The sequence below is a fragment of the Halobaculum sp. MBLA0143 genome, assembly GCF_041361465.1.
In the GTDB taxonomy this organism is placed as follows: Archaea; Halobacteriota; Halobacteria; order Halobacteriales; family Haloferacaceae; genus JAHENP01.
In genome coordinates, this window is record NZ_JBGKAC010000001.1 from 14,331 (window position 1) to 40,353 (window position 26,023).

General features: G+C 68.8%; 23 protein-coding genes. 10 read left to right on the forward strand and 13 right to left on the reverse strand.

Annotated elements, in window-relative coordinates; translation table 11 throughout:
- The first annotated feature begins 108 nt into the window (after positions 1-108).
- The 5 genes from RYH79_RS00090 to RYH79_RS00110 all read left to right on the forward strand — a co-directional run bounded on the left by RYH79_RS00090 (position 109) and on the right by RYH79_RS00110 (position 5,518).
- On the forward strand, positions 109-1,404 hold the full coding sequence (locus tag RYH79_RS00090; protein WP_370895123.1) for a Single-stranded DNA binding protein: 1,296 nt from the start codon (positions 109-111) through the stop codon (positions 1,402-1,404).
- Positions 1,401-3,203, forward strand: coding sequence for a hypothetical protein (locus RYH79_RS00095; protein ID WP_370895124.1), 1,803 nt, complete (start codon positions 1,401-1,403; stop codon positions 3,201-3,203). Before RYH79_RS00090 ends, RYH79_RS00095 begins: the two co-directional genes overlap by 4 nt.
- Positions 3,203-3,970, forward strand: a complete 768-nt coding sequence (locus RYH79_RS00100) for a metallophosphoesterase (RefSeq protein WP_370895125.1) — start codon at positions 3,203-3,205, stop codon at positions 3,968-3,970. The genes RYH79_RS00095 and RYH79_RS00100 overlap by 1 nt, the downstream gene beginning before the upstream one ends.
- A gap of 215 nt (positions 3,971-4,185) precedes the next feature.
- Positions 4,186-5,109, forward strand: a complete 924-nt coding sequence (locus tag RYH79_RS00105; RefSeq protein WP_370895126.1) for a coiled-coil protein — start codon at positions 4,186-4,188, stop codon at positions 5,107-5,109.
- A gap of 259 nt (positions 5,110-5,368) precedes the next feature.
- Complete coding sequence (locus RYH79_RS00110; RefSeq protein ID WP_370895127.1) at positions 5,369-5,518, forward strand: PIN domain-containing protein; 150 nt, start codon at positions 5,369-5,371, stop codon at positions 5,516-5,518.
- A 22-nt stretch (positions 5,519-5,540) separates the two neighbouring features.
- Here the strand turns inward: RYH79_RS00110 and RYH79_RS00115 are convergent, their stop codons facing one another.
- The 3 genes from RYH79_RS00115 to RYH79_RS00125 all read right to left on the reverse strand — a co-directional run bounded on the left by RYH79_RS00115 (position 5,541) and on the right by RYH79_RS00125 (position 10,176).
- Positions 5,541-6,887, reverse strand: coding sequence for an alkaline phosphatase family protein (locus RYH79_RS00115; RefSeq protein WP_370895128.1), 1,347 nt, complete (start codon positions 6,885-6,887; stop codon positions 5,541-5,543).
- 288 nt (positions 6,888-7,175) lie between these two features.
- A complete protein-coding gene (locus RYH79_RS00120) occupies positions 7,176-9,134 on the reverse strand; it encodes an ABC transporter ATP-binding protein (protein ID WP_370895129.1) in 1,959 nt (652 codons plus the stop codon).
- Positions 9,135-9,234: 100 nt separating this feature from the next.
- Positions 9,235-10,176 (reverse strand): D-2-hydroxyacid dehydrogenase, encoded by a 942-nt coding sequence (locus tag RYH79_RS00125; RefSeq protein ID WP_370895130.1) that lies wholly within the window; start codon positions 10,174-10,176, stop codon positions 9,235-9,237.
- Positions 10,177-10,298: 122 nt separating this feature from the next.
- Between RYH79_RS00125 and RYH79_RS00130 the strand changes: the two genes are divergently transcribed.
- The 3 genes from RYH79_RS00130 (at position 10,299) to RYH79_RS00140 (ending at position 13,896) form a co-directional block, all read left to right on the forward strand.
- Positions 10,299-11,588: an MFS transporter gene (locus RYH79_RS00130; protein ID WP_370895131.1), complete on the forward strand. Its 1,290-nt coding sequence runs from the start codon at positions 10,299-10,301 to the stop codon at positions 11,586-11,588.
- A 49-nt stretch (positions 11,589-11,637) separates the two neighbouring features.
- Positions 11,638-12,717 (forward strand): ATP-NAD kinase family protein, encoded by a 1,080-nt coding sequence (locus tag RYH79_RS00135; protein WP_370895132.1) that lies wholly within the window; start codon positions 11,638-11,640, stop codon positions 12,715-12,717.
- A 123-nt stretch (positions 12,718-12,840) separates the two neighbouring features.
- Positions 12,841-13,896, forward strand: a complete 1,056-nt coding sequence (locus RYH79_RS00140; protein WP_370895133.1) for a PhoU domain-containing protein — start codon at positions 12,841-12,843, stop codon at positions 13,894-13,896.
- Positions 13,897-14,096: 200 nt separating this feature from the next.
- Here the strand turns inward: RYH79_RS00140 and RYH79_RS00145 are convergent, their stop codons facing one another.
- Both RYH79_RS00145 and RYH79_RS00150 read right to left on the reverse strand, forming a co-directional pair.
- A complete protein-coding gene (locus RYH79_RS00145; protein ID WP_370895134.1) occupies positions 14,097-14,468 on the reverse strand; it encodes a hypothetical protein in 372 nt (123 codons plus the stop codon).
- Positions 14,469-14,561: 93 nt separating this feature from the next.
- Positions 14,562-15,584: a hypothetical protein gene (locus RYH79_RS00150; RefSeq protein WP_370895135.1), complete on the reverse strand. Its 1,023-nt coding sequence runs from the start codon at positions 15,582-15,584 to the stop codon at positions 14,562-14,564.
- A gap of 90 nt (positions 15,585-15,674) precedes the next feature.
- On the opposite strand from RYH79_RS00150, the gene RYH79_RS00155 reads away from it, so the two are divergent.
- Positions 15,675-15,866 carry a hypothetical protein gene (locus tag RYH79_RS00155; protein WP_370895136.1) on the forward strand — a complete coding sequence of 64 codons (192 nt, stop codon included), beginning with the start codon at positions 15,675-15,677 and terminating at the stop codon, positions 15,864-15,866.
- Here RYH79_RS00155 and RYH79_RS00160 read toward each other — a convergent pair.
- The 5 genes from RYH79_RS00160 to RYH79_RS00180 are packed head-to-tail and all read right to left on the reverse strand — an operon-like array spanning position 15,788 to position 23,361.
- Positions 15,788-17,935, reverse strand: coding sequence for an ArnT family glycosyltransferase (locus RYH79_RS00160; RefSeq protein ID WP_370895137.1), 2,148 nt, complete (start codon positions 17,933-17,935; stop codon positions 15,788-15,790). The genes RYH79_RS00155 and RYH79_RS00160 overlap by 79 nt on opposite strands.
- The gene (locus tag RYH79_RS00165; RefSeq protein ID WP_370895138.1) at positions 17,935-19,119 is read right to left on the reverse strand and encodes an ABC transporter ATP-binding protein; all 1,185 of its coding nucleotides are present in this window, start codon (positions 19,117-19,119) and stop codon (positions 17,935-17,937) included. The genes RYH79_RS00160 and RYH79_RS00165 overlap by 1 nt, the downstream gene beginning before the upstream one ends.
- A gap of 23 nt (positions 19,120-19,142) precedes the next feature.
- Complete coding sequence (locus RYH79_RS00170; protein ID WP_370895139.1) at positions 19,143-20,783, reverse strand: ABC transporter permease; 1,641 nt, start codon at positions 20,781-20,783, stop codon at positions 19,143-19,145.
- Positions 20,783-22,120, reverse strand: coding sequence for an extracellular solute-binding protein (locus RYH79_RS00175; RefSeq protein ID WP_370895140.1), 1,338 nt, complete (start codon positions 22,118-22,120; stop codon positions 20,783-20,785). Before RYH79_RS00175 ends, RYH79_RS00170 begins: the two co-directional genes overlap by 1 nt.
- Before the next feature lie 2 nt (positions 22,121-22,122).
- Positions 22,123-23,361: an alpha-1 4-glucan-protein synthase gene (locus RYH79_RS00180; protein WP_370895141.1), complete on the reverse strand. Its 1,239-nt coding sequence runs from the start codon at positions 23,359-23,361 to the stop codon at positions 22,123-22,125.
- A 215-nt stretch (positions 23,362-23,576) separates the two neighbouring features.
- On the opposite strand from RYH79_RS00180, the gene RYH79_RS00185 reads away from it, so the two are divergent.
- Positions 23,577-23,876 carry a hypothetical protein gene (locus RYH79_RS00185; protein ID WP_370895142.1) on the forward strand — a complete coding sequence of 100 codons (300 nt, stop codon included), beginning with the start codon at positions 23,577-23,579 and terminating at the stop codon, positions 23,874-23,876.
- Here RYH79_RS00185 and RYH79_RS00190 read toward each other — a convergent pair whose 3' ends face one another.
- Genes RYH79_RS00190 through dcd form a run of 3 tightly spaced genes read right to left on the reverse strand, consistent with a single transcriptional unit; the run spans position 23,877 to position 26,022 of the window.
- Positions 23,877-24,533: a class I SAM-dependent methyltransferase gene (locus RYH79_RS00190; RefSeq protein WP_370895143.1), complete on the reverse strand. Its 657-nt coding sequence runs from the start codon at positions 24,531-24,533 to the stop codon at positions 23,877-23,879.
- Positions 24,530-25,432: a thiamine-phosphate synthase family protein gene (locus tag RYH79_RS00195; RefSeq protein ID WP_370895144.1), complete on the reverse strand. Its 903-nt coding sequence runs from the start codon at positions 25,430-25,432 to the stop codon at positions 24,530-24,532. Before RYH79_RS00195 ends, RYH79_RS00190 begins: the two co-directional genes overlap by 4 nt.
- The gene (dcd, locus tag RYH79_RS00200; protein WP_370895145.1) at positions 25,429-26,022 is read right to left on the reverse strand and encodes a dCTP deaminase; all 594 of its coding nucleotides are present in this window, start codon (positions 26,020-26,022) and stop codon (positions 25,429-25,431) included. The genes RYH79_RS00195 and dcd overlap by 4 nt, the downstream gene beginning before the upstream one ends.
- Between the last annotated feature and the right edge of the window lies 1 nt (position 26,023).

The window sequence follows — 26,023 nt, forward strand, 5'->3', positions numbered from 1 at the left end:
GTCCGTGTCGCGGCGCCGTCGTCGCTCTGTCAACTCCCGCCCCTGCTGGCCGCTCACCCTCCGGGCACTGGAGGAATCCTTTTGCCCGATGCGGAGGTAGTCTCGGGCATGGACGTCGACAGTCACGCCGAGGAACTCGCCTCCGACCTCGGTGTGGACAAACAGGAGGTCCGTGACGATCTGGAGAATCTACTGGAGTACAGCGTCCCGATCGACGAGGCGAAACAGTCCGTCCGGCGGAAACACGGCGACGGCGGTGGCGGCGACGCCAGCCCCTCGGCCGTCGACGTGAGCGAGGTGACGACGGACGCGGGCAACGTCACCGTCACCGGGCGTGTCCTGACGGTCGGCACCCGGACGATCCGCTACCAAGGTGAAGAGTCCACCATCCGCGAAGGGCAGATCGCCGACGACACCGGGCGGATCAGCTACACCGCCTGGCAGAACTTCGGCTTCGACCCCGGCGACACCGTCACCGTCGGCAACGCTGGGGTCCGCGAGTGGGAGGGTGAGCCGGAACTCAACCTCGGCGAGTCCACGACGGTCGCCCTGGAGTCCGAGCCGATGGAGGTGCCGTACCCCGTCGGCGGCGACCGGGATCTGATCGAGCTGGAGCCGGGCGACCGCGGCCGTGTCGTCGAGGCGGAGGTGCTCGAACTAGAGGAACGCACCATCGACGGCCGCGACGGCGAGACGGAGATCCTCTCGGGGGTCCTCGCGGACGACACCGCCCGGCTCCCGTTCACCGACTGGAAGCCCCGTCCGGAGGTGGCCGAGGGGGCCGAGATCCGGCTGGAGGACGTGTACGTCCGGGAGTTCCGTGGCGTCCCCTCTGTCAACCTCACGGAGTTCACGACGGTCGCGCCCGCGTCCGTCTCCGTCTCCGACGACGCCCCGCGCGTGTCGGTCCGAGAGGCGGTCGACACCGGCGGAATGTACGACGTCGAGGTCGTCGGCAACGTTCTGGAAGTCCGCGACGGGTCGGGGCTGATCCAACGCTGCCCGGAGTGTGGCCGACTCGTCCAGAACGACCAGTGTCGTAGCCACGGCCAGGTGGATCCGGAAGACGACCTCCGCGTGAAGGCCATCGTCGACGACGGGACGGACACGGTGACGGCCATCCTCGGGACGGACCTGACGAAGGAGGTGTACGGCGGCACACTCGACGACGCGCTGTCGGCCGCCAGGGACGCGATGAACCGCGAGGTCGTCGCCGACGACATCGCCCGGAAGCTGGAGGGGCGACGGTTCCGCGTCCGCGGCCACCTCTCCGTCGACGACTACGGCGCGAACTTGGACGCCAGCGAGTTCACCGAGGCGGACGACGACCCGGCGGACCGTGCCCGGTCGTTGCTCGCGGCCGTCGGCGACGACGTCGCGGCCGACGGGGGTGACCGCCGGTGAGCGCCGACGACGACGGCGGCGACGGCGGACCGGGGGAACGCGAGGTCGCCTACCGTCTGTTCGCGGCGGAGTTCGAGGACGCCAGCCTGGAGTACTCCGAGAGCGACGAGGACCGCGCACCCAACTACGTGGTGACGCCCACCGGCGCCCGTGTGAACCGGTTGTTCGTCGCCGGCGTCCTCACCGAGGTGGAGACGGTCAACGAGAACACCCTCCGTGGTCGTGTCGTCGACCCGACCGGAGCGTTCGTCACCTACGCCGGTCAGTACCAGCCCGACGAGGTGGCGTTCTTGGACCGGGCGAGTCCGCCGGCGTTCGTCTCTCTCACGGGGAAGGCCCGGACGTTCCAGCCGGACGACAGCGACGTGGTGTACACCTCCGTCCGACCGGAGCGACTGAGCGAGGTGACGGCCGACACCCGCGACGACTGGGCCGTGGACGCCGCGGAGGCGACGCTCCGACGCGTCGCCGTCGTCGCCGCCGCTCTGGAGATGGACGAGCGGGGTGACGCGCTCCACGACCGGCTGGTCGCGGCCGGCGTCGACGACAGCCTCGCCACGGGCGTCCCGTTGGCGTTGGACCACTACGGCACCACGGAGACGTACCTGGAGGGGCTCCGTGCCGTCGCCCGCGAGGCGCTGGCGGTCGTCGCGGACGAACGCCAGGAGGTGTCGGCGACGACACCCGCTCCGGACGCCGACGACGGAGCGACCCTCGGCCCGCTCCCGGACGAGTTCGGTCTCGGAGACACGGTGACCTCGCTGTCGACGCCCGAGACGGACGCCGTGACCGAGCCGGGAGACGACGTAGACACGGCGACGGACACGGCGGACGCGACTGAGACGACCGAGGCGACCGACGCGACTGAGACGACTGAGACGACCGACGCGACTGAAGCGACCGAGGTGACGGACGCGACCGAAGCTACCCCGACGGCAGAGACGACGAACCGGACGGAGACGGCTACCGAGTCGTCGTCGGGCGGGACCTCCGACGAACCGGCGACGAGCACGGACGACACGGCCGTCACCGACACTGGTGGATCGACGACGACGGAGCTGGGCGACGAGTCGAGTGGGTTCGACGACACCGACGAGCCGACGGCGGAGTCGGACGACGGTCTCGGCAGCCCGACGGAGACGGACGACGAGTTGGGCGGGTTCGACGACAGCGGTAGCCCGACGGAGACGGACGACGAGTTGGGCGGGTTCGACGACAGCGGCAGCCCGACGGAGACGGACGACGAGTTGGGCGGGTTCGACGACAGCGGTGAATCGGAGGCGACAGATCCGGAGGACTTCGACGAGGACGACTTAGACGACGCCCTGACCGACGAGGAACGCGAGGAGGTGCTGTCGGAACACGACGTCGGGTTCTCCTCGGGGACGGAGGTGCCGGACCCGGAGGAGTCGGACCTGGACGCGCCGGACCCGGAGGAGATCACCCCGACGGACTCCGCCGACGCAGACGCCGCGACCGACGACACGGCGTCGACCGACGGCGACGTGGAAGCGTCGACGCCGTCGTCGAGCGCACCGACGGGCGAGTCCGGCCAGCCGGCGTCGGAGCCGTCTGCGTCGTCGGAGTCGTCGGGCGACCCGGCCGACGTGGACTTAGAGTCGACCGTCGTCGAGATCATGGACGAACTGGACGGCGGTGGCGGCGCGGACAGAGAGGAGGTGATGGCCGTCGCGGTCGACCGTCACGGAGTCACTCCCGACGCCGCGGAGGAGGCGATCCAAGAGGCACTGATGAGCGGCCAGTGCTACGAGGCCGGCGACGGGCTCAAGTCGATCTGATGGCCCGCCGTGGGACACGCGACGCGCCGCTCGTCGAGCCCGTTCCGGACGCGCCGGCGGCGACGGCGCGACTCGGCACGGAACGGGCACTCGTCGTCGCCGACTACCACGCCGGTATCGAGGTCGGCCTCCGCTACGAGCGCGGGGTGGAGCTGGACAGCGCCGCGCCGCGCCGGCGCGACCGCCTGATCGAACTCGTCTCCCGGACGGACGCCGACCGGGTCGTCGTGGTGGGCGACCTCGGACACCAGGTGTCCGGGGCGGGCGACACGGAACGCGAGGAGGTGACGGCGTTGTTGGACGCGCTCTCGGTGCCGGTGACGCTCGTCGTGGGGAACCACGACCCCGGGCTGGCGGACGCCGTCGACGACCTCCAGACCGAGCCGGCCGGAGGGGTCCGGTTCGGTCCTGTCGGGTTCGTCCACGGCCACACCTGGCCGGATCCGGACGTGCTCGCGGCCGACGTGGTCTGTGTCGGCCACGAACACCCGGCGGTGAAGCTCGCCGACGAGGTGGGCCGTGCCCGGGCAGAACGGGCGTGGCTCCGCGGCCCGCTCGTCCGCGAGCCGTTCGCGGACGCGGGCGTCGACGACGACTGGAACGCGCCGGAACTGGTCGTCGTGCCTGCGTTCAACGACCGGTCCAGCGGGACGTGGGTGAACGTGGACGGGCAGGGGTTCCTCGCGCCGTTCCTCCCCGAGGCGCTGCCGTCGGCACAGGCGTACCTCACCGACGGGACGCGGCTGGGCGACTACCCGTCCGTGTAGCCGCCGTGTCGTGTGGAGGTGTGTCACCTCTTTTCACCCGAACGACCACCGAAGTCTTTATATACGATACCGCAGTAGGTAGGAGTACCAGAGCGCCTTCGGGCGTGGTGTACCGTGCGCGGAACGAAACAGCGTTCTCGACCCAGTACGACCGGACGCGACTCTTCCGTAGCAACTGCCACGCCCGGAGCGGTGATGGTGTCGAGGTACTAACTATGGCAACGGAATCGGAAGTACTCGAGAGTCACGATCTCGACCCGATGGACGAATCGCGGAACGTACAGCTCGAAGACGACAAGCTGGAGAACGGCTCCAAGGGCGAACTCATCAAGCTCGCCGGTCAGCTTCGAGATCGACGAAACGAACTCAACCAGATGGCCTCCGAGCGCGCCTCCACACGCGACGACCTGAACGCCGAGACACGCGAGAAGGTCGACGAGGCGCAGGAGCACCGAGAGCAGCGCGACGAGCTCAACGAGCAGGTGCAGGAGCACAAGGAGAACCGCAACGAGCTCAACGCCGAGGCCAACGAGCTGTTCGACCAGGTCGAGGACATGAAACAGGACCTCGAACTGGACGACGGCAAGTCGATCGAGGAGCTGGAAGAGGAGATCGAGGAGCTGGAGTTCAAACAACAGACGGAGGTACTCGACGCCGAAGACGAGCGCGAACTGATCGAGAAGATCGAGAACAAGCGCGAACAGCTCCAGGAACGCGAGGAGAAGGTGGAGCAGAGCGACGAGCTGGAGGACCTGATCGAGGAGGCAGAGGAGGTCCGCAGCGAGGCGTCCCAGCACCACCAGAAGGTGACGGAGCTGGCCGACGAGGCCCAGGAGCACCACAACGAGATGATCGAGGCCTACCGCGAGGCGGACGAGATCCGCGACGAGGCCGACATCGTCCACGAGAAGTTCGTGGAGGCCCAGGAGGCCGCCGACCAGCACCACGAGGACTTCGTCCGCGTCCAGAAGCGCCTGCGCGAACTGGACAAGAAGGAGGAAGAAGAGAAGAAGGAGGAACGCGAGAAGAAGGCCGAAGAGGAGCGCGAGGAGGCCGAGGAGATCTACCAGAAGTTCAAGGACGGCGAGACCCTCGACACCGAGGACCTGATGAAGCTCCAGAAGACGGGGCTGCTGTAGTCGCCGCCACCTCCCCGGCGTGACGCCGGGACTTCTCTCGTGAGACGGTCGCGGAGTGGCGACACTGGCGCCAGGTCGACAGTGAGACGACGCAGACGGGGACAGTACTGATCACCGTCGGCTGTCAACACTGTCAACGTGTCACAACAGATCCGTCTCGAAGAGGAACAACAGCAGTTAGAGGCTATCCTCAACTCGTACCCACTGGTCGAGATGACACCGACCATCGCGCGGCGTGGGTCGGATACTCGGGGAGCGGATGGCGGAGACACCGCCCGGAGACGGTCCTGGCATCGGTAAAGGGGACGCAGCAATCGCAGCGACCGCGCTGGAGCGTGACGAGCCCGTTCTCACCGCAGACGAACAGTTCGAGGCGGTTCCAGGTCTCGTCGTCGAGACGTATCGGTAAGAGGAAGACGCGACTCCCGCCGTCAGGCCAGCGACTCGCCGTCGAACGCGCCGCCCTCGTAGTCGACCTCCATCAGGTCGAGAATCGTCGGCGCGATGTCGTACAGGTCCGTCCCCTCGGGCACGGACACGTCCGGGTCGTCGACGAGCAGCGTCGCGTTCTCGAAGCTGTGCATCCCGTTGCGGGGGCCGTGGTAGAACACCCCGTCGTCGTGGGGCTTGAACTTCGCCTTCAGGTCGAACCCCTCGTTGGGGATGACGACCAGGTCCGGGGCGATGTCGTCGTGGGCGCCGTCGAACACGTCGTCGCCGACGACGACGCGCTTGGCCACCGGCTCACCGTCGGGACCGGTCATCGACTCTAGGTCGGACTTCAGTTCCGCCCGGGTGGCCTCGAACTCCGACTCCGGAACGGACCCGCGGGGCTCGCGGCCCTCCAAGTTGACGTAGAATCGACCGGGGATCAGCGAGTATGCCCGGCTGTCGTCGGCGATGTCCGCCAGTTCCTCGTGGTCGTCCTCGAAGGAGAGCCACCCTTCGTTCGCCAGCCACCGGTTGCAGTCCACCTCGTACTCCTCGGTCATGAAGCCGTGGTCGGAGGCGACGACGAGCGTCACGTCCTCGGGCAGGGCGTCTCGGATCTGGCCGAGGTAGTCGTCCACCTTCCGGTAGAACTCCAGGAACTCCTCGGCGTTCTCGCCGTCTTCGGCGTAGTCTTCGAACAGGAAGTGGTTGACCCGGTCGGTGGTCATGAACACGCCGAAGAAGAGGTCCCAGTCGTCTTCTGCGATGTAGTTCTCGAACGCGTCGAACCGCCGGTCGAGCGTCTCGTGGGCGTTCTCCATGAACTCCGACTTGTCGTCCTGGTGACCGAGCTTGGCGTTGGCGTCGATTCGGTAGCCCATCCCGTCGAGGTAGTTGGCGAGCTCGTCCGGGTACGCCGCCTTCTCGATGGACGGGGAGAGGAAGCCGGAGACCATCCGTTGGACGTTGCGCTGTGGGGGGAACGTGACGGGAACGTTGAACACGGTGGCGTCACGGCCGTCCTCGGCGACCCGGTCCCACAGCCGGGTGGCCTGCACGTCGCGCCCCATCGGGACGTACGTGTCGTACGAGCCGGTCTCGCGGTCCTGGAAGCCGTAGACGCCGGTCTCGCCGGGGTTGACGCCCGTCGTGAGTGCCGGCCAGCAGGCCGACGACTCCGGCGGGACGATGCTGTCGATGGCGCCGCCGTCGCCGTTCTCGACGATCTCCGTGACGTTCGGGAACTCCTCGGGGTTGTCTGCGAGCAGACTGAACGGAACGCCGTCGATACCGACGAAAGCGACGCGCGGGTCGTCGTCGCCTCTGATCCGGTCGAACAGACCCATACACCCCCTTCTCCCGGTCGGACTAAAGCCCTTTACAACTGTCTCCACTCGCCTCTACGTCTCACGTCCGCGAGCGACGGCTCCGTCCGACGTGTGACCGGACCCACAGATTCGGCGGTGGTGGGGCGGCGGCGGTGCGGTGGCAGTGCGGTTCGGCACTAGCACACTGAACTGCGGACCGAGGGCCGGCGGCCCGAACGGAGCGGCCGCTCCGATCGAGCTCTCTTCGTTGGCTGGGGGCGCACAGTCCGCTCGGCCGAGGAGTGAGAACGGTCGTAGCGTCGGTCCCTAGTCGTCGTCGCCGGCCTCCGCACTCGTCCGGGAGGCGCGTTTGCTCGCGCGTTCGACGAACTCCTCGGGCAGTTCGTCGATCTCTCCGGCCTGGACGCCCCAGAGGTGAGCGTACAGGCCGTCGTGTGTCAACAGTTCGTCGTGGGTGCCCCGCTCGACGATCTTCCCGTCCTCCAAGACGACGATCTGGTCGGCGTCCTTGATCGTGGACAGCCGGTGGGCGATGGCGAACGTCGTGCGGTCGGCGGTGAGCTCGTCCAGCGAGCGCTGGATCAGCATCTCCGTCTCCGTGTCCACGTCGGAGGTGGCCTCGTCTAAGACGAGGATCTCAGGGTCCTTCAGGACGGCCCGAGCGATGGAGAGGCGTTGCCGTTGGCCGCCGGACAGCTTCACGCCGCGTTCACCGATCTCCGTGTCGTACCCGTCCGGAAGGTTGGTGATGAAGTCGTGTGCCTCGGCGGCCTTCGCGGCCTCGACCACGTCCTCGTGGTCGGCGTCGAAGGTGCCGTACTCGATGTTCTCCTCGACGGTGCCGTAGAACATGAAGCTCTCCTGGGAGACGTACCCCAGCGACTGACGGAGACTCGGGATCGTCACGTTCCGGAGGTCCTCACCGTCGATCCGGATCCCTCCCTCGTCGACGTCGTACATCCGGAGCAACAGCTTGAGCACGGTCGACTTCCCGGCGCCGGTGGGACCGACGAGCGCGACCGTCTCGCCGCCGTCGACGTCGAAGCTCACGTCCTCGACGATCACCTCCTCGTCGTCGTAGCCGAACGTCACGTCGTCGTACTCGATCCGGCCGTCAGTCACCGACAGCGGCTGGGCGTCCGGGTCCTCGACGATCCGGGAGGGCTCGTCCATGAGGCCGAAGATCCGCGCCGACGACGCCCGAGCGCGCTGGTACATGTTGATGATCTGGCCGAACTGCGCCATCGGCCAGATGAACCGTTGGGTGAACAGGATGAACGTCGTGAACTCGCCGACACGCAGCGACCCGGTGAAGGGGCCGGGGGCGCCCTGGAACACCCAGAAGCCGCCGACGCCGAAGGTGGCGACGAAGCCGACGCCTGCGATGACTCGGAGGGCGGGGAAGAACTTGATCCGCGTCGAGATGGCGTCCCAGTTGGCGTCGAAGTACTCCATCGACACGTCGTCCACGCGGTCGGACTCGAACCGCTCCGTGTTGGAGGTCTTGATGACCTGGACGCCGCCGAGGTTGTTCTCCAACCGGGAGTTGAGCTGGCCGACCGACGACCGCACGTCGGCGTACTTCGGTTGGATCGTCGAGATGAACTTCCAGGTGAACAGGGCGATGACCGGCACCGGCAACAACGCGACCAAGGCGAGCTGTGCGTTCAGCGAGAACATGATCGCCGCGATGGCGATCACCATCACCGACAGCCGGAAGAAGGCGTTCATCCCGTCGTTGAGGAACCGCTCCAAGCGGTTCACGTCGTTCGACAGGATCGACATCATCTCGCCGGTCTGTTTGTCGGCGAAGAAGTCCATGTTCAGCCGCTGCATCTTGTCGTAGGTGTCCGTCCGGATGGAGTGTTGGATGTTCTGCGCGAAGGAGTTCCACCCCCAGTTGCGCGACCAGTGGAACCCGGCGCCACCGAAGAAGCCGACGCCGATCAGGCCGATGGACAGCCAGAACTGTCCGGCTCTGGCCTCGGGTATCACGCTCGTCAGCGCCGCCTCCGGCAGGAACCACAGCAGCTCGCCGACCGCCTGGGCGTAGCTCACTTCCTCTACGATCACTGCGTCGATGGCGATTCCGAGGATCAACGGCGGGAGGAGGTCCAGGATCCGGGCGATCACGCTCGCGGCGAGCCCGACCAGGAACTGTGGCGTGTTCTCGGTGCCGTACTCCGTGAACAACCGCCACATAGGGTTGTCCGTCTTCTCGCGGACGTCCTCGAACGGATCGTCCTCTTCTGCGGGGTGACTCATTCGGGTGTGGGCAAGACGTGTTCCACCGTCTAAACGGTTCGCTTCGTCTCGAAATAGGCGGGTTCTCGGGGATACCACCGGCCGAGTGGCGTGCGCGCGATCACGTCACCTCGTTGCGGAGCGGCTCGCCACGGGCGAGTCGGTCGACGTTGTCGGCCAGAATCTCTGCCGTCCGCTCGTAGTAGTCGGGTGTGTGACCGGCGTTGTGTGGAGTGATTCGCACGTCGTCGAACGACCACAACGGGTGGTCCGGCGGCAACGGCTCCGGCTCCGTCACGTCGAGGAACGCGCCGTCGATCCGCCCCCGTCGGACGGCACGGACGAGCGCGTCCGTGTCGACGACGGCGCCGCGTGCGACGTTGACGAGACTCGCGTGCGGCGGGAGCGTCTGGAACGCGTCCCCGTCGATCAGTTCCTCCGTCTCGTCCGTGAGCGGGCAGGCCAACACGAGGTGGTCGGCGCCCGCGAGCGCCTCGTGGATCTCGTCGAAGCCGTAGACGGCCTCGACCGGCCCACCCTTCGAGGGGGTGTGGCGAACCCCGACCCGTTCGACGCCGAACGGCGCGAGTCGTTCGGCGACGGCCGTTCCGATAGCACCGAGGCCGACGACACAGACCGTGCTGTCGTGGAGCTCGCGGCAGGAGTAGCTGACCCACTCCCGACGGTCCTGTTGGCGTGTGGCTCGCCGGAAGTCACGCGCCAGCGACACGAGCGCACCGACGACGTACTCCGAGACGTTCGGGGCGTGGACGCCGCTGGCGTTCGTCACCGCGACGCCGGCCTCCCGGAACGGGTCCAGGTCCAGGTGGCTCGTCCCGGCGTACACACACGCGAGCAGTTCCAGGTCCGTCGCCGACTCCAGGTGAGCCGCCGTCCGGCGGCCGGGTCCGCTCACGACCTCGGCGCGGGCCAGCGCCGTCGCCTCCGCGGCCGGCGTGTCCGCGAGTGTCACCTCGTGGTCCGGCAGTCGGCGACGCAGCGCGTCGGCGTACTCGCTCGCGGGAATCCCGTGGATCGACTGGCGCGTGACGACGATCTCCATGCGCCCGGCTTCGGCAGGGGGTCACTCGAAGCTGCCGCCCTCGGTCCGCGTTGCCGCTCCGCACACCGGCACCTTCGGCCGGCTCCGCCCGGCTTTACCGCGTCCCGCCGCTACCGACGGCAGTGAGTCGAGACCGGTTCGTCGTCGCCGTCGCCGCCGCCAGTCGCTTCGCCGCCGGGATTCTGATGGGCACCGGGCTCGCGTTCTACGTCGGGGAGGCTGGTGGCTCCGCGTCGCTCGTCGGGGCGGTGACGACGGCGTACTTCCTCGGGATGATGCTGCTGTCCCCGTTCTGGGGCGCCGTCGCGGACGTGACCGGTCGACGCCGGGCGGTGCTCGTCGTCACCGGACTCGCAGCTACTCTCGCCGTGTTGCCGCTCCTGATCGTCCCCGGCGTCGAGACGACAGTGAGCGTCGGCCCGGTGACGATCCCCGGGGTGTACCTCCCGATCGGCGTCAGAGGGGTGTACGCCCTCTTCGCCGTCGGCTTCTCCCCGGTGATGCTGACAGTCGCCAGCGCTCGCGGCGGCGACGAGGGGCGCGGCCGGGCGCTGGGTTTCTTCAACTCTGCGCGCGCGGCCGGCTTCACCGGCGGGCAGTTGGCGGTCGGGTTCCTGTTGGGCGTGTTGGCGCCCGACGGGCTGTACGTCGTGATCGCGGCCGCGTCGCTCCTGTCGACGGTCGCCGTCGTGTTCGTCACGGACCCGACGCCGACGCCGGAGACGGCGCCGACTGCGGGCGAGGTGGCCGCGGAGGTGCGGCGACGGCTGTTGCCGGCGGCGGCAGACCGACGACACTTCTCTCGTAACGGGCTCGGGTGGCTGTACGTGGCGCTGGCGCTGCGGAACACGACGGTGATCGGCGTGATGGGGCTGATGCCGGTGTACCTCCCCGGCCGGCTCGGGCTGACGGAGTTCCAGATGGGGGCGTTGCTGGCGCTCAACCCGGCCGGCCAGGCGGCGTTCATGCTGTTGTTCGGCCGGCTCTCCGACCGGGTGGGCCGCAAGCCGTTGGTCGTGGGCGGGATGGCCGGCTCCGGGCTGTTCGCGTTGCTGGCGGCCGCAGCGGCGCTCGTCCCCGGCACGACCGCGCGCTTGCTCGTCGCCGGGCTCGCGTTCGTCGTGATCGCGGCCGCCTTCTCCGCGATGACGACCGGCGCGCTCGCGTTCATCGGCGACGTGGCACCCGACGACCGGGAGTCGGAGCTGATGGGACTGCGGTCGACCGCCAAGGGTGTCGGCGGCGTCGTCGGCCCGTTGTTGCTGGGCGGGCTGGCGACGCTCGCCAGCTACGAGGCCGCGTTCGCCCTCGGCAGTGGGTTGGCGTTGGTCGCGGCCGGACTCGCGTACGTCGCCCTGACGGAGAGCCGGCCGGCGGGCGCCCGGTCGCCGACGGTCGTCGTCGACGACTGACCGGTCCGTCGCGGTCGGCTTTTCGGTGCCCGGCACGAACGGACGTGTGATGCGTCTGGGCTTCCTCACGAACCCCATCGCCGGGATGGGTGGTCGGGTCGGACTGAAGGGGACGGACGGCAAACTCGCGGCGGCCCGCGAGCGGGGAGCACAGCCGCGGGCCCCCGACCGAGCCCGCCGGGCGCTGACGGCGCTGGCGGACGCAGACGCGGATCCCGACCTCCTCGTCTGGGGCGGTCCGATGGGTGGTGACGCCGCGCGGGCCGTCGGCTTCGACCCGAGAGTCCTCGGTGAGCCCGAAGCGGACGATCTCGGCGACACCACGGCCGAGGACACCCGTCGGGCCGCCCGGGCGTTCCACGACGCGGGCGTCGACCTGGTCCTGTTCGTCGGCGGCGACGGCACCGCCGCCGACGTTGCGGAGACGCTGTCGGGCACGGAGACGCCGATGCTGGGCGTGCCGGCCGGGGTGAAGGTGTACTCGTCGGTGTTCGCCGTCTCCCCGGAGGACGCCGCCGCGGTGGTGACGAGCTTCGACCGGACGGAGCGGCGCGAGGTGACGGACATCGACGAGGACAGCTACCGCGAGGGGGAGGTCCAGCCGGAGCTTCGCGCCGTCGCGTTCGTCCCCGTCACCGACCGACTCCAGTCGTCGAAACAGACGGGCGGCGGCACGGTAGAGTCACTGGCCGCCGGCGTAGCCGACGAGGCGCGCGCTCACCCGGAGCGGACGTACGTCCTCGGGCCCGGGTCGACGCTGGCGGCGGTGAAGACGGAACTCGGCTTCGACGGCTCCCCCATCGGGGTCGACGTCTGGCGGGACGGCGAACTGCTGGCCCGCGACGCCGACGAGGCGACGCTGCTGGAGCTGTTGGACCCGGACGGCGACAACGAGATCGTCGTCACCCCGATCGGCGGCCAGGGGTTCGTGTTCGGCCGCGGCAACCCACAGCTGTCGCCGGCGGTGATCCGACGGTGCTCCGTGTCCGTCGTCGCCTCCCGCGACAAGCTGGATGACCTCCACGTCCTCCGGGCGGACACGGACGACCCGGCGCTAGACGAGGAGCTGGCCGGCTGGCTGAAGGTCCGAGTCGGCCGCTTCGAGACCCGGATGACGAAGATCGTCTGACTGCTTGTACCTCTGTGAAACTAATACCACCCGACCGTATCGCGCGCATCTAACCTATAACGTCTTGGAACTGTATAATCATGCGGAGCCAAGTTTAAGGACGGTGCCGGCATCCAGACAGCCATGGAGACGAGGAAAGTCCAACGGCTGGGCCCGTCGACGCTGGCGATGACGCTCCCGGCCGAGTGGACTCACGAACACGACGTGGAGAAGGGGCAGGAAGTCTCGCTGCGGATGGGCGGCAAGGGGACGCTCACGGTGTTGCCGGAGTCGGCCACGACCGAGGACACGGAGGCGACGCTGTGGGCGGACAACCTGGACGCCGACGCGCTGGAGCGGGCAGTGTTGGCCCAGTACGTCCTCGGGCGGCGCGTCATCAACGTCGAGACGGACGACGGCCCGCTGAGCTCGGAACACATCAACGCCGTCTACCGAGCGGAAGGCCAGCTGATGGGGCTGGGTGTGATCGAGGAGACGCCGGAGAGCATCGCCATCCGGTGTTCCGTCGACCCGGAGGACTTCACCCTGGACAACCTCCTCCGCCGGCTGGAGTCCACCGGCTCCACGATGCGGGGTGAGGCCGCGAAGGCGCTGGCCCACGGCAACCACGACCTCGCACAGCGGGCGCTCAACCGGGAACGACAGGCGAACAAGATCTTCGTCCTCCTCCTCCGGCTGATCTTCACCGCGTTCCAGAACCCGAACCTCGCGCGGGCCGTCGGGCTCCAGTCCGGCTTCCCGTTGATCGGCTACCGCTCCGTCGCCAAGAACCTGGAGCTGATCGCGGACAACGCCGAGGACATCGCCGAGACCGTGCTGGAGGCAGAGGGTGAACACCTCGGTGTCGACTCCGCCATCGTCCGGCGCATCCGGGAGTTCACCGACCAGGTGGACGAACTCACCGCGCTGGCGGTCGACGCCGTCGTCCAACGCGACTACGCTTGCACGATCGAGGTGCGTGAACGGTTCGCCGAGCTGAAAGACCGCGAGGCGGACATCCTCTCGGATCTCCCGGAGATGGACAACGAGTCGTTGCTCCGGATCCGGGAGCTGCTCGTCAGTCTCCAGGAGACCGCCCAGTACGCCATGCGGATCGGCGAGGTGGCCGCCAACCTCGCGCTCAACCAGGACAACGAGTACGTCACCATCTCGTCGGGCGACGACGAGACCGGGCTGTAACGGCTCGTCACCCGTCTTTCGACGGCTAGTGGACTTGGCGAGCTGGTGTAAGGATAAAAAAGAAGGTGCTTTGTGAGTTGTTTGCCAACCGGAGGACGAGACCCCGAGACGGTAGCAACGAGAAGTTGCGCGGATGGATCAAGACGCGGGTTGGTCGCTTTGAGACGCGGATACTCGACCGTCTACTGCGAGAACACCGGTCATGTGGGGAGAAAAGAACCGAACCTGAGTCTATGCTCAATGCTGCCAGCGGCGAGTGCGACGGCGAGGTACACCGGTGACGTGAGCACCACGAACACGACATCGGGTGCGTCTCCCTGCGGCGTCAACACTGTCCAAAACAGGATGGCAACCGCCACGACGATCACCGGAGCGACAAGCCGGTATCCGACAAACAACGCGGCTGGAAGACCCGTGACGAGGAGCGATCCGACGACCACAGTCCCGAGAAACAACACGAACACAGACGGCGATCGTAAGACCGAGAACGGGTCCTCGTAACTAGCCAACACTACAAGCAACATCGGCAGCCCGGCGAGTACGCCGACAACCAGTAGCGTCTGTCCGTTCATATCGGGTAGTCGATTATCACTCATCTTCGTTTCACCCCGTCGAGTGCTCTTTTTATGATTAGAACTTTTGATAGAAATAAGAACGAAGTAGTGTCAGTTGTCGAAGAATGCCCACGTACCGCTGTGGGAGGGGTAGTCGTTGGTAGTGTTTCCGACGTACGGCTTGTCGGTGTGGTGTCCGTGTCCGTCCTCCCAGAAGTTGGTCACTGCACCCCTCGCCTGGTCGATTTTCCAGTTGGTGGCCGCGTCGGGGTTGATGATCGGAATTTCTGGAGCCTTTCCGTGGTAACAGGGGTCCCGATGAGCCTGTCCAACTGCTTTGACTCCAGATGCCGGAACGTCGTACAGTCTGATGTGATACTGCTTCGTCTGCAGTGGACACAGATCCGGTATTATCTTCATTACGTGCTTGTCTGTACTTCGTGTGCCTCCGTCAGGAAGATTCACATGGAGATTTATCTGTGGGAAGGGGCTCGTACCGTTGAGCCACACTGGACCGTTCTGTCCGGTCTCCATCTTCCCTTGGATCTTCTTCGAGTCTCTCGACTCCCACGCAACGTTCAGAGGTGACGTGCGGTCCTGTTTACTCCCGCCGGCAGCGTCCGACTCGGATTCGTAGCTGTACAACGGAACCTCGTTACTGAGGGCCGGAACGTCCTGCGTCTTCGCTTCCTGCGCCCAGACCTGTTTTTCCGCTTGTCGTTGTTCGGACTGGGTCCCGATCACTCGTTGAGCCCGCTTACGGTACCGAGACCGTTCACCGCTTCGAACTGCGTCCGGAACAAGTCTCTCGGAGACAGTGAGCGAATCGTAATTGAATCTCCTGTCGCCGTACCGCTCAAACAGGTCGTCGCTCTCGAACGTCCGGTCGATGACGTACTGATCCTCCGAACCCCCTCGTTCGTCGGCTGAGACCGTCTTCTTGGAGTACTCTATTACGAGAACCCCGTCTGCGAAAACGGGTAGTCCGCGGTCGTTCCCTGCTGTTCCAGCACCAACAGGTGGGTCGCCGTCACTCTGCTGTGCACTGCTAATTCCGGCTGCGCCGACGACGGCGGCGCTAACCGCTGCCGACTTCAGAACCTCTCTCCTTCCTGGGGTCTTCTCATTTCCCATCCCGTCTCTACAGAGCGCATAACTTATAAAAACCGGTAACGATTATCTGCTGCTGAAATCATCTAGTGGTATTGGGGCTGCATTATCAGGGTGCGCGAACGGTTCGCGGAGCTGAAGGACCGCGAGGCGGAGATCCTCGCCGACCTCCCGGAGACGGACAGCGAGTCGTTGCTCCGGATTCGGGAACTGCTCGTCACCGACCGTCAGGCCGCGACGCTCTCGTTGCCGGCCGCCAGCCGCGCGTCGATTCGGACGCCCGGCTCCGTCGCCCGCGGGACGTAGCCCGCCTCCTCCCCACACTCCGTCGGTCGTGTACACGCCGACAGCGCCGGCGTCACCGCCCGCACCCGGTCGTCGGCGACGGCGACCGGGAGCCGGAGTCGGTAGCTGACCCCGGAGCCGGTGCCGTAGTCTACGAAGACGGTGAGCGTCACCGTCTCGCGGCCGTCGACGGCGACGACGCCCTCGCCGACACGCTCTACCGGACCGGCGAGGCCGACGGTCGCGTCGTCGCCTTCGCCGTCGGCGGTCACGGTCACGGTGAGGTTCAGTGCCCCGTCGGCGGGCGTCGCCGCGTAGTACGCCTGGCCGTCGGCACCCGCGAGCCGGACGGAGACGGACGACGGCGCCCGTGGGACGCCCAGTTCGGCGGTCAGGTTCACCCGTTCGCCGGTCCGTTCGTGGACACGCTGGAGCCGCGCCGCGACCCGGTCGCCGATCTGTGGCTCCCACGCCCCGCGGGAGACGTAGCGGTACAGCGTCCGGCCCGGGAACGCGTCCGCGACCGCGAACGGCTCGTCGTCCAACGCGTACAGTGTCGGCGCGTCGAACCCGGGATCGTTGCGTAGCGGCTGGTACGGGTGCGCGAGCCAGTCGCCGAACGGCCGCGGGACGAGGACGACCGCGTCCGCAGGCGTCGTCAGCGCCGGGCGGCCGACGCGGTCGAACGGCGCGACGCCGTCCGTGTTCGCCGTCTCGACACCGGTGGCCCAGTCGCCGACGGCGTCACCGTCGCCGGCGTCCGTGAACGGCACGTACGCCGACCGGTACGTCTGGGTCGCGTCGGCGTTCCGGGCGACCGGCGGCGCGGCCGCGGCGGCGCCGGCGACGACGACCGCGACGGCCAACAGCCCCGCGACCGCCTGCCGTCCCCGAGGGCCGGCGTCGGCGACGGCGGCCGCCCGGTTCCGCAGTCCGACGAGCCCGACGGCCGCGAACACGGCCGTCGGGACGATCAGGTCGTAGTGGTAGTACGGCCCCAGCGACGCGATCAGCCCGTCGGCCGGCAAGGCGAGGTCACCCAGGAGGTTGAGGTTGCCCCAGAAGGCGACGTTCGCGGCGACGACACTCGGGACGGTGGCGGCCAACAGCCGTCTGTGGGTGCCGACGCGGTCGCGGTCCCCTCGGAGCTGCCAGAGCCCGGCGACGGCCGCGAGCGTGCCGACGGCGCCCGCCGGCACCCACCGGGTGAACAACCGCCACACAACCTCCGCGTTCGCCCGGAGGGCCAACGCCGGCGTGTACGTCCGGTCGTACCCCAGGATCTCGCGGTGGCCGAAGCCGATCCCGTCTGCGGGCGCGAACGCCTGGTACGGGAACACGAGCGGCGACCCCGTCGCGGCGGCGTTGTAGCCGAGCGCGGCCGCGACGCCGAGGAGTCCGCCGACGGCCGTCAGCGTCTGTCTCCCGACGGTCGGACGGTGGAGTGGGGCGCCGTCGGCCCGCGCCCGGAGACTCCAGACGGCGTGGACGACGAACGGCGCGGCGAACGCCACCGCGGTGTACGGCCGCGAGAAGAACGCGACGCCGACGGCGACGCCGGCGACTGCCGCCAGCCGCGGGCTCCGGTCCCGGTCCGCCCGGACGTAGGCGTACGCGAACAGGAGGTTCCAGACGGTCGTCGGCGCGTACGGCAGGAACACCCCGGAGTGGAGGAGGAACAACGGGGACGCGAACAGGAGGAGCGCGGCGACGACGCCCCGCCGGCGGTCGAACAACGTCGCCGCCAGCGCGTACGTCCCGACCGCGACGGCGACCGTGACGCCGACCAGCCCCAGTCGTGGGGAGCCGGCGAGCCAGCCGAGCGCGAACGTCGCCGCCGGCACTGGCGCGTACTTCGGGTAGAGGAGTCCGTCCGGACGTTCGACGAAGAACCACGGTCGGAACAGGTCCGGGAGCGGGGGGTCGAGGAACAACTGCCCTTCCAACAGCATCGCGGCTTGGGCGAGGTACACCCCTTCGTCGTGGTTGACGGAGTGGAACGGGAACAGCCAGACGCCGACGGCAGTCGCGGTGACGCCGGCGGCGACGGCGACGCCCCCGGCGAACAGCCACCCACGACGCCGGTCCATCAGTCCGCGGGGTACCACGCCAGCGTGTGGTCGGCGACCAGATCCACCCGGACGCGCCGGTCGAGACCGAACTCGCTGGCGTGGTTGTGTTCACACCGGACCAGGTCGCCGCTGTCCAGTTCCACGTCGTAGACGAACGACGGACCGGTGTACTCCCGACCGACGACCGTCCCGTCGCCGCCGTTCGACTCCTCGACCGGACTCGCCCGGAGGTCGTCCGGCCGGACCAGCACGTCGACCTCCGCGCCGTCGTAGTCGTCCGTGAGCCCCTGGAGCATGTCCGCGCGGAACGTCCCGAGGCCGGTCGCCACGCGTCCCTCGGAGAAGGTGCCGGTGAGGAAGCTGGCCTGGCCGATGAACTCCGCGACGAACCGGGACTCCGGGTGCTCGAACACCGTCTCCGGCCGGCCCACCTGTTCGATCTGGCCGCCGTCGACGACCGCGACCCGGTCGGAGATCGACAACGCCTCCTCCTGATCGTGGGTGACGGAGACGGCCGTCACGCCCGCCGACTTCAGGATGCGTCGGACCTCCTCGCGCATCCGGGTGCGGAGCCGCACGTCCAGGTTGGAGAACGGCTCGTCCAGGAGGAGCACGTCCGGCTCGGGTGCCAGCGACCGTGCCAACGCCACCCGTTGGCGCTGGCCGCCCGAGAGATCGGTCGGGCTCCGGTCGCCGTACTCCTCCAGCCCGACGAGCTCCAGCAGCTCCTCCACTCGTCGCTCGCGGTCCTCGGCCGGCCAGTCGTCGATCCCGAACGCGACGTTCTCGGCGACGGTGAGGTGGGGGAACAACGCGAACTCCTGGAACACCATCCCGACGTCGCGTTCCTCCGGCGGGACCGGCTCGCCGGCGCCGGCGACGGTCTCGCCTGCCACCTGGACGGTGCCGTCCGTCGGCACGTCCAGCCCGGCGATCAGCCGCAGCGTCGTCGTCTTCCCGCAGCCGGAGGGACCGAGCAGCGTGAGCAGCTCCCCCTCCCGGACGACCAAGTCCACGCCGTCGACGGCGGTCTCGGGGCCGTACTCCTGACGGACACCCGACAGCTCCAACACCGGCTCCGCGTCGGCGTACGCCGACACTGCCGTTCCCTCCCGGTGGTCGTGGCCGTCGTACCGGAGGCCGAGGGTGTCGTCGTCGGTCGTCTCGTCGCGTCCGTCGTCCGTTGGGTCGATCGTGGTCATGGTCTGGTCTGATCTGGTCGGTGTCACAGGTCCGTGTCTTCGCCGCGGAGGATCACGAGCATCGAGACGCTGGAGATCACCACCAACACGAGCGCGGGCAGAGCGGCCTGGCCGTAGTAGCCGGCCTCCTGGACGCGCCAGATGTAGGTGACGAGGGTGTTGAACCCGGCGGGTTGGAGGATCAGCGTCGCCGGCAGCTCCTTCATCGTCGTGAGGAACACGAGCGCGGCGCCGGCGACGAGCCCGGGGGCGATCAACGGCAGCGTCACCCGCCGGAACGCCCGCCGTGGCGACTCGCCGAGCGTCCGGGCGGCGCCGACGAGCGCCCGGTCGACCCCCAGGACGGACGACCGTGTCGCCCCGATGGCCTGCGGGAGGAACCGGACGACGTACGCGAAGATCAACAACGGCAGCGTCTGGTACAGCCCGGGAACGTACCGGGTGCCGAAGAAGACGAGCGCCAGCCCGAGCACGACCCCCGGCATCGCGTAGCCGACGTACGTCGGTCGCTCGATCAGCGACCCCAGCCAGGAGCTCGTCCGGCCGGAGTAGTACGCCACCGGCACCGCAGCCAGGGTCGTGACGACGGCCGCGGCGGCGGCGACGACGGCGGAGTTGAGCCCGAACTGCCACTCGAACCCGAGCCCACCGGCGGCGTACCCCGGGCCCGAACGGACGAGCCACAGCCCGAGGATGCCGACCGGCAGCCCCAGCGTGACGATCACGACGGCCGCGAGCAACAGCGTCGCCGGAATCGCCCAGTAGCCGAGTTCGACGACGGTGTCCGTCGAGCTGCTCGCTCCGTAGCCGTCCGCCTCCCCCGGCCCGACTCGAGACTCCAACGCCAGGATCACGGCCGTCACGCCGAGCAGCTGCAGCGACAGGAGCGTCGCGTTGCTCCGGGCGAACGTGTTCAGCTCCACGAAGATCGTCCGGGTGAACGTGTCGAAGTGCATGATCGCGGGCGTCCCGAAGTCCGAGAGGGTGTACAACGCGACGAGGAGCGCCCCGGCGGTGACCCCGGGCGCGATCTGCGGGAGCACGACACGCTCGAACGCCGCCCAGTACCCCGTGTCGAGGGTGCGGGCAGCCTCCAACTGCGTGGTGTCGAACGACAGCAGCGACGCCCGGGTCGTCAGGAACACGTACGGGTAGACGAACGACGTGAGCACGAGCGCGGCACCGCCGAAGCCGTACACCGTCGGCACGCTCACCCCCAGCGGGGCGAGCACGCCCGAGAGCACGCCCCGCGGGCCGAACGCCGACACGAACGCGAACGCGCCGACGTAGCTGGGGACGACGAGCGGCAGAGCGACCGCGACGGTCCAGAACCGCCGGAACGGGAGGTCCGTCTGGACGGTCAACACTGCGAGCGGCACGCCCAACGCCACGCTCGCACCCGTGACGACGGCCACCAGCGCGACACTGTTCGTCAGGACGGTGAACGTGTTGCCGGCGGTGACCAGCGAGACGGCCTCTGCGAGCCCCACCTCGGCGGCGCGCAAGAAGAGCCAGACGACCGGCGACAACACGGCGGCAGAGACGGCGGCGGCCAACAGGCCGACGGCGACCGACGGCTCACCCTCCTCCCCCTCGCGGAGGAGACTGCGGAGCCGAGCGAGTCTGCCGGGGCCCGACGCGGGCTCGCCGCCGTCGCCTGCCATCAGAGCACACCCACGTCGCGCATCAGTTCCAGGGTCGGTTCGAGGTCCGACAGCCGCGAGAGGTTCAGCGACGGCGGGTCCAGCTCCCCGATCCCCGGCAGTCCGCCGACCGGCGGCACACCCTCCACGGTGGGGTAGCCGAACGTTCGGGTGGCGAAGAACTCCTGTGCCTCCGCCGACAGGAGGTGTCGGACGAACGTCTCCGCCAGCTCCGTCTGGTCACTCGGCTCCAGCAGTGCCGCGCCGGCGACGTTGATCAGCGCGCCGGCGCCACCGCGGGTGAAGGCGAGATCCAACGGTGCGTCCGGACGGGCGTCCCGCACCCGCAGCGCGTAGTAGTGGTTGGCGAAGCCGGCCGCGATCTCGCCGTCCGCGACGGCGTTTGAGGTGAGGAACTCGTCCGGGTACTCCGTGGCGGTCGACTGCATCTGGCCGAGCCACTCTCGGGTGGCCGAGTCACCCTCCAACAGCCGCATCGCGGTGACGAACGCCTGGAAGGCGCCGTACGTCGGCGCCCAGCCGAACCCGCTCGCGACCGCCGGCGAGTCGGGGAAGTCCATCACGGAGTCGGGAATCTCGTCGGCCGACACCTGGTCGGTGTTGTACGGCACCGCCCGGGCGCGACCGGCCGTCCCGACCCACTGGTTGTCCGGGCGGAACTCCGAGGGCACGTCCGCGACGGCCTCGCTCGACAGCGCCGTCGTCAGCCCCTCGTCGGCGACGACGGACAGCGAGCCGGCGTCCACCGACCAGAACACGTCCGCCGGGGTGTTCTCCTGCTCGGTGAGCAGCTTGTTCGCCTGTTCGGCGGTGCCGCCGGCACTGGGGACGGCGGTGAAGTCGTCGTAGATCCGCTCGAACAGCTCCATCAGGCTGCGGTAGAGCCCACCTTCACCCCCGCCGAGGTAGACGGTCAGCTCCCCGGACAGGTCCGGGAGATCGGCGATCCGCGGGGCGTCGATCTCCGGGCGCGACCGGACGAGCCGACCGGAGCCACGGAAGTCGGAGAAGGCGACCTGCCCGCTCGCCCCGCTCTCCTGCGTCCCGAGTCCAGCACAGCCCGCCAGTCCGACTGTCGCGGCGCTGCCGGCCGCAGCGAGGAACCGCCGGCGGCTCCGCGACGTCTCGTCTCGGTTCACACCCGATTTAGGCGAACCTAAGAGATTTAACCCCTGTGGTCTCGTCTGATCTCCGTCCGTCGTCTCGCCGTCTGTGTCGCGTGTCTCCTCGGCCGTGTCGTCGTGTGCGTCGTGTGTGTCGTGCATATTAGGTGTCTCCTCGGTGGTCTCGTCGTGCGCGCCGTCTACGGTCCCGTCCGTCGTGTGGTCGTGTGCCACGGTCAGTCGTCGGTCGCGGCGGCCGTCGCGTCGCGCGCGGTCACGGGTCGGCCGTCCGCCCCGTCCAACGCGGCCAGACAGTCCAGCCAGTCACGGAGGTACTCCCCGCAGTAGTTGAGGAACTCCCCGTTCTCCCAGTCGTCGAAGGAGCCGTCCGCCAGCGCGTCGGCGACGGCGCCGGCGACGGCGCGGTACGCCGCCGTCGTGTCCGTGGGGATCGTCTCCGGCTCGGCGTCGTCGATCACCTCCCAGACGTGTTCGTTCAGCTCCAGCCCCGGCACCTCGTTCGTGAGGTCGCCGAACGTCGACCGGGGGGCCTTGTCGTGGCGGCACAACGGGTCGCCGTTGTAGATCCGGCGGTCGAGCAGGTCCGCGGCCCGCTTGAGCAGGAGCCCCGACCAGATGTCGTCGAACCGCCCCACGTCCCAGGGGTTGTCGTCCATCGGGAACTGGTAGAACGCGGGGACGATCTCCCGGCGGAAGGCGAGGTTCATCGAACAGACGGTGAGGTAGTTCCCCCGGGCCGCCAGGAAGTCCTCGCCGTAGTCGTCGGCGGTCGTCCTGGTCTCGGCCTGGCCCTGGAGGTCACCGTCCATCAGGATGCGGACGGCGTCCAGGTCCGGGACGTTCGTCCACAGCCCCTGTGAGGCGACGACGGAGCCTCGCTCCACGTCGACAGTCGTCTCCGTGCGTTCCTCGTCCATCGCGCTGTACGGGTACCCGCGGGGGTACAGGCCGTGGTCGTCGACCTCCTGACCGAGGACGTTCACCCACTGCTCGTCGGAGGCGTACGCCGGCAGCTCCCCGCCAGCGGCGAGATTCCGGGCGTGGGTGCCGAAGAAGTCCGTCTCCTCGTGGGGCCGAGTGTCGTCGTCGAGGAACACCCCGAACTCGTACCCCTCCGCCCAGAGGTACAGGAGTCCGAAGGAGGTCTGTGCGTGGCTCGCGGCCGGCACGAGGTGGTCGTACGCCCCCAGGCCGCGGTCCGCGAACCACGCCTCGCGGGCCTCGCCGTCGAACACCCGGCCGGACACGCCCAACTCTGCCAGCATCTCCCGCATCGCCGCCGTGTCACAGAAGTCCTCCGTCACGAGGACGAAGTGGAGACGGTCGGTGTCGAAGTCGTGCTCCCGCGCGTTGGCCACGTACTCCCGAACACACTCCCACTCGCGGATCGTCGGCACGATCACGCAGTACTCGGCGTCCGGGTCGGTCGGTCTGGTCTCCGTCCGCTGACTCATCACCTCTCCGTTGTTTAGGTAGACCTAAAGCCACTTTCGATATTAGGCGAGCCTAAGACGCCGCACCGGGAGGGCGGAAGGGGTAGTGGGCGCGGGAACGGCCGCGTGTGCGGACAGTCGACCGTCACCGTCCCGCGCTCGCGGCTCTCACGACAGGGTGTTACAGCCTGTTACACTCCGTAACGCACAAGTGGGCGGCGGCCGTCGTCGTCGGTGTGTCCGAGACAGTTCGCGTACGTGACGAGGACTACGAGGCGTTGGCGGCCGCACAGGACGTGTTGGGGCTGCCGTTCCCGGAGGTGGTCCACCTCGCGCTCAACACGACCCTCCTGGACGGGAGCCCGGCCCAGAACGCCCGGCGGGCGATCCAGAACTACTACACGTTCGTCCTCCGGGAGTACGACGACCCGTTCGAGGTGCCCGTCGACGAACTCGGCTTCGACAGCGCCGACCAGGCGAAGACGGCGACCACCATCGGCGCGGAGAAGCGTGCGAACTGGGCCGACGAGCAGTAGCTACCACTCCGACTCCGGCCGGACGGTGCCGGCAGTGAGTCGGTAGAAGCCGAGCGCCCCGCGGTCGGCGACGGTCGCGGTCGACAGCCGGCGGAGTTGGCCGTGGGCGGCCCGGACGCGCCGCTCCAGCCGCTCGACCGCCGGCTCGTCGCTCCGGGCACCCGGCGGCGACCCCAGCCGCACGGCCAGCCGGAAGAGGGGGTTCAGCGGCGCGGCGACGCGCGCCGGGCTCCGTTCTAGGTTCAGCAACGCGAGCCGACCGCCAGGGCCGACGAGTCGCGCCCACGCCCGGACGGCTCCGGCGGGGTCGGCCAACATTCCGACGAGGAACGTCGCACACGCGGCGTCGGCGCGACAGACCGGCGGCCGGGTCGCGTCCCCGCGGAGGAACGCCGTCCGCGGGCCGGCGGCACGGTCGCGGGCGATCCGCAGGACACCGGACGCGTAGTCCACCCCGAGGTACGTCCCCTCGGGGCCGACCTGCTCGCGGACGGCGTCGTGGTTGCCGCCGGTGCCGCAGCCGAAGTCGACGACCGTGTCCCCCGGCGCCGGCGCGAGTGCTCGAGCGACCCGCCGTCGGACGCGGCTGACGCCCGGGAGACGGGCGACTCGGTCGTACAGTCGGGCGAAGGCGGTGTAGAACTGCTGCCCGTTCACAGCGTCTCGCGGGCGGTCTCGACGACCGAGGGGGCGTCCGGCCCGAGCACGTACACGATTGGCTCGATCCCGTAGCCGCCGGCCTGGTAGACGACGACCGTCTCGGCCGTCGGCTCGTGGTCGTCCAGCGCCTCCCGGACCGCGTCGGGGCCGCCCTCGGCCGCGAACTCGACGGTCGGGTGGCCGGCCGCCGCCAACCGCTCTACCGTCTCTTCGGTGTACGCGACGTCGACCGCGGCGTCGACGCTCACTCCGGCCTCCCGGGCCGTGAGCAGGATGCCGGCGACGTGTTCGCTCACGCCGAACTCCGGGTCCGCCGGCACCGCCGCCCGCCCCTTCACGTCGAAGATCCGCCCGGGCACCGCGGCCACCTCCTCGACGCTGTCGGCGTCCGGCAGCGCCTCCACGAGGTTCGACCCGACGTTCGGGACGAGCGTGGCGAACCCGGAGGTGTTCTGGACGAGCCGGAGCCCGCGCCGGACGGATCCGAGCGTCCGTTCGCGGGCCCGCGCCTCGCTGTCCGGGTCGTGGACGGTGAAGTCGTACTCCGTGTCGGCCAACTCCGGCATCGCCGTCTCGTGGAGCTCCGCGAGCAGATCACCCGCCTCCAGCTCCCGGATCAACACCTCCAGTTCGATCAGGGCGGCGACGCGACTCGTGTCGCCGGCCGCGAGCCCCCCGGCCACCTCCGCGACCGTCTCTCGAACCCGCTCGTCGGTGACGATCTCCTCGGTCCGGCTCACGTCGCCGTGGGCGTACTTCGACACCGCAGACTGACTGATCCCCAGCGCCTCTGCCACCTCCCGCTGTGTGAACCCGCGGTCCCGCAGCTCCTCGGCCAACATCGACCGCACGGTGGGGAGGAACTGCTCGACTGCCACCTCCTCGATGAACTTCACGACTCCTCACCTCCGGCGAACTCCGGGTCGTCGCCGATCAGCGACGCCTGCGGCCCCTCCTGGCCCTGGTACTTCGACTCGCGGTCCTCGCCGTACGGCCGCTCGGCCGGGCTCGTCAGCCGTGTGAACGTGAGCTGCGAGATCCGCATCCCCGGTGTGAGCGCCACCGGCGCGTTGCCCAGGTTCGACAGCTCCAGCGTGATCTGGCCCTCGTAGCCGGGGTCCGCCAGTCCGGCCGTGGCGTGGACGACGATCGCCAGCCGGCCCAGCGACGACCGGCCCTCGACGTGTGCGACCAGATCCGGCGGAATCTCGACGCGCTCGCGGGTCGTCCCGAGGACGAAGTCCCCGGGGTGGAGGACGAACTCGTCGCCCTCGGGGACGTGTGACTCTCTGACGTACTCGTCGACCTCACCCGCCTCGTCCGGGTGGATACACGGAATGTTGGTGCGGCGAAACTCCAGGAACTCCGAGCCGAGCCGGAGGTCGACACTGGCGGGCTGGACCTGGGTGTCGATATCCGCCAACGGCTCGATCACGAGGTCACCCTCGCCGAGCCGTGCGAGGATGTCGGCGTCCGAGAGGATCATC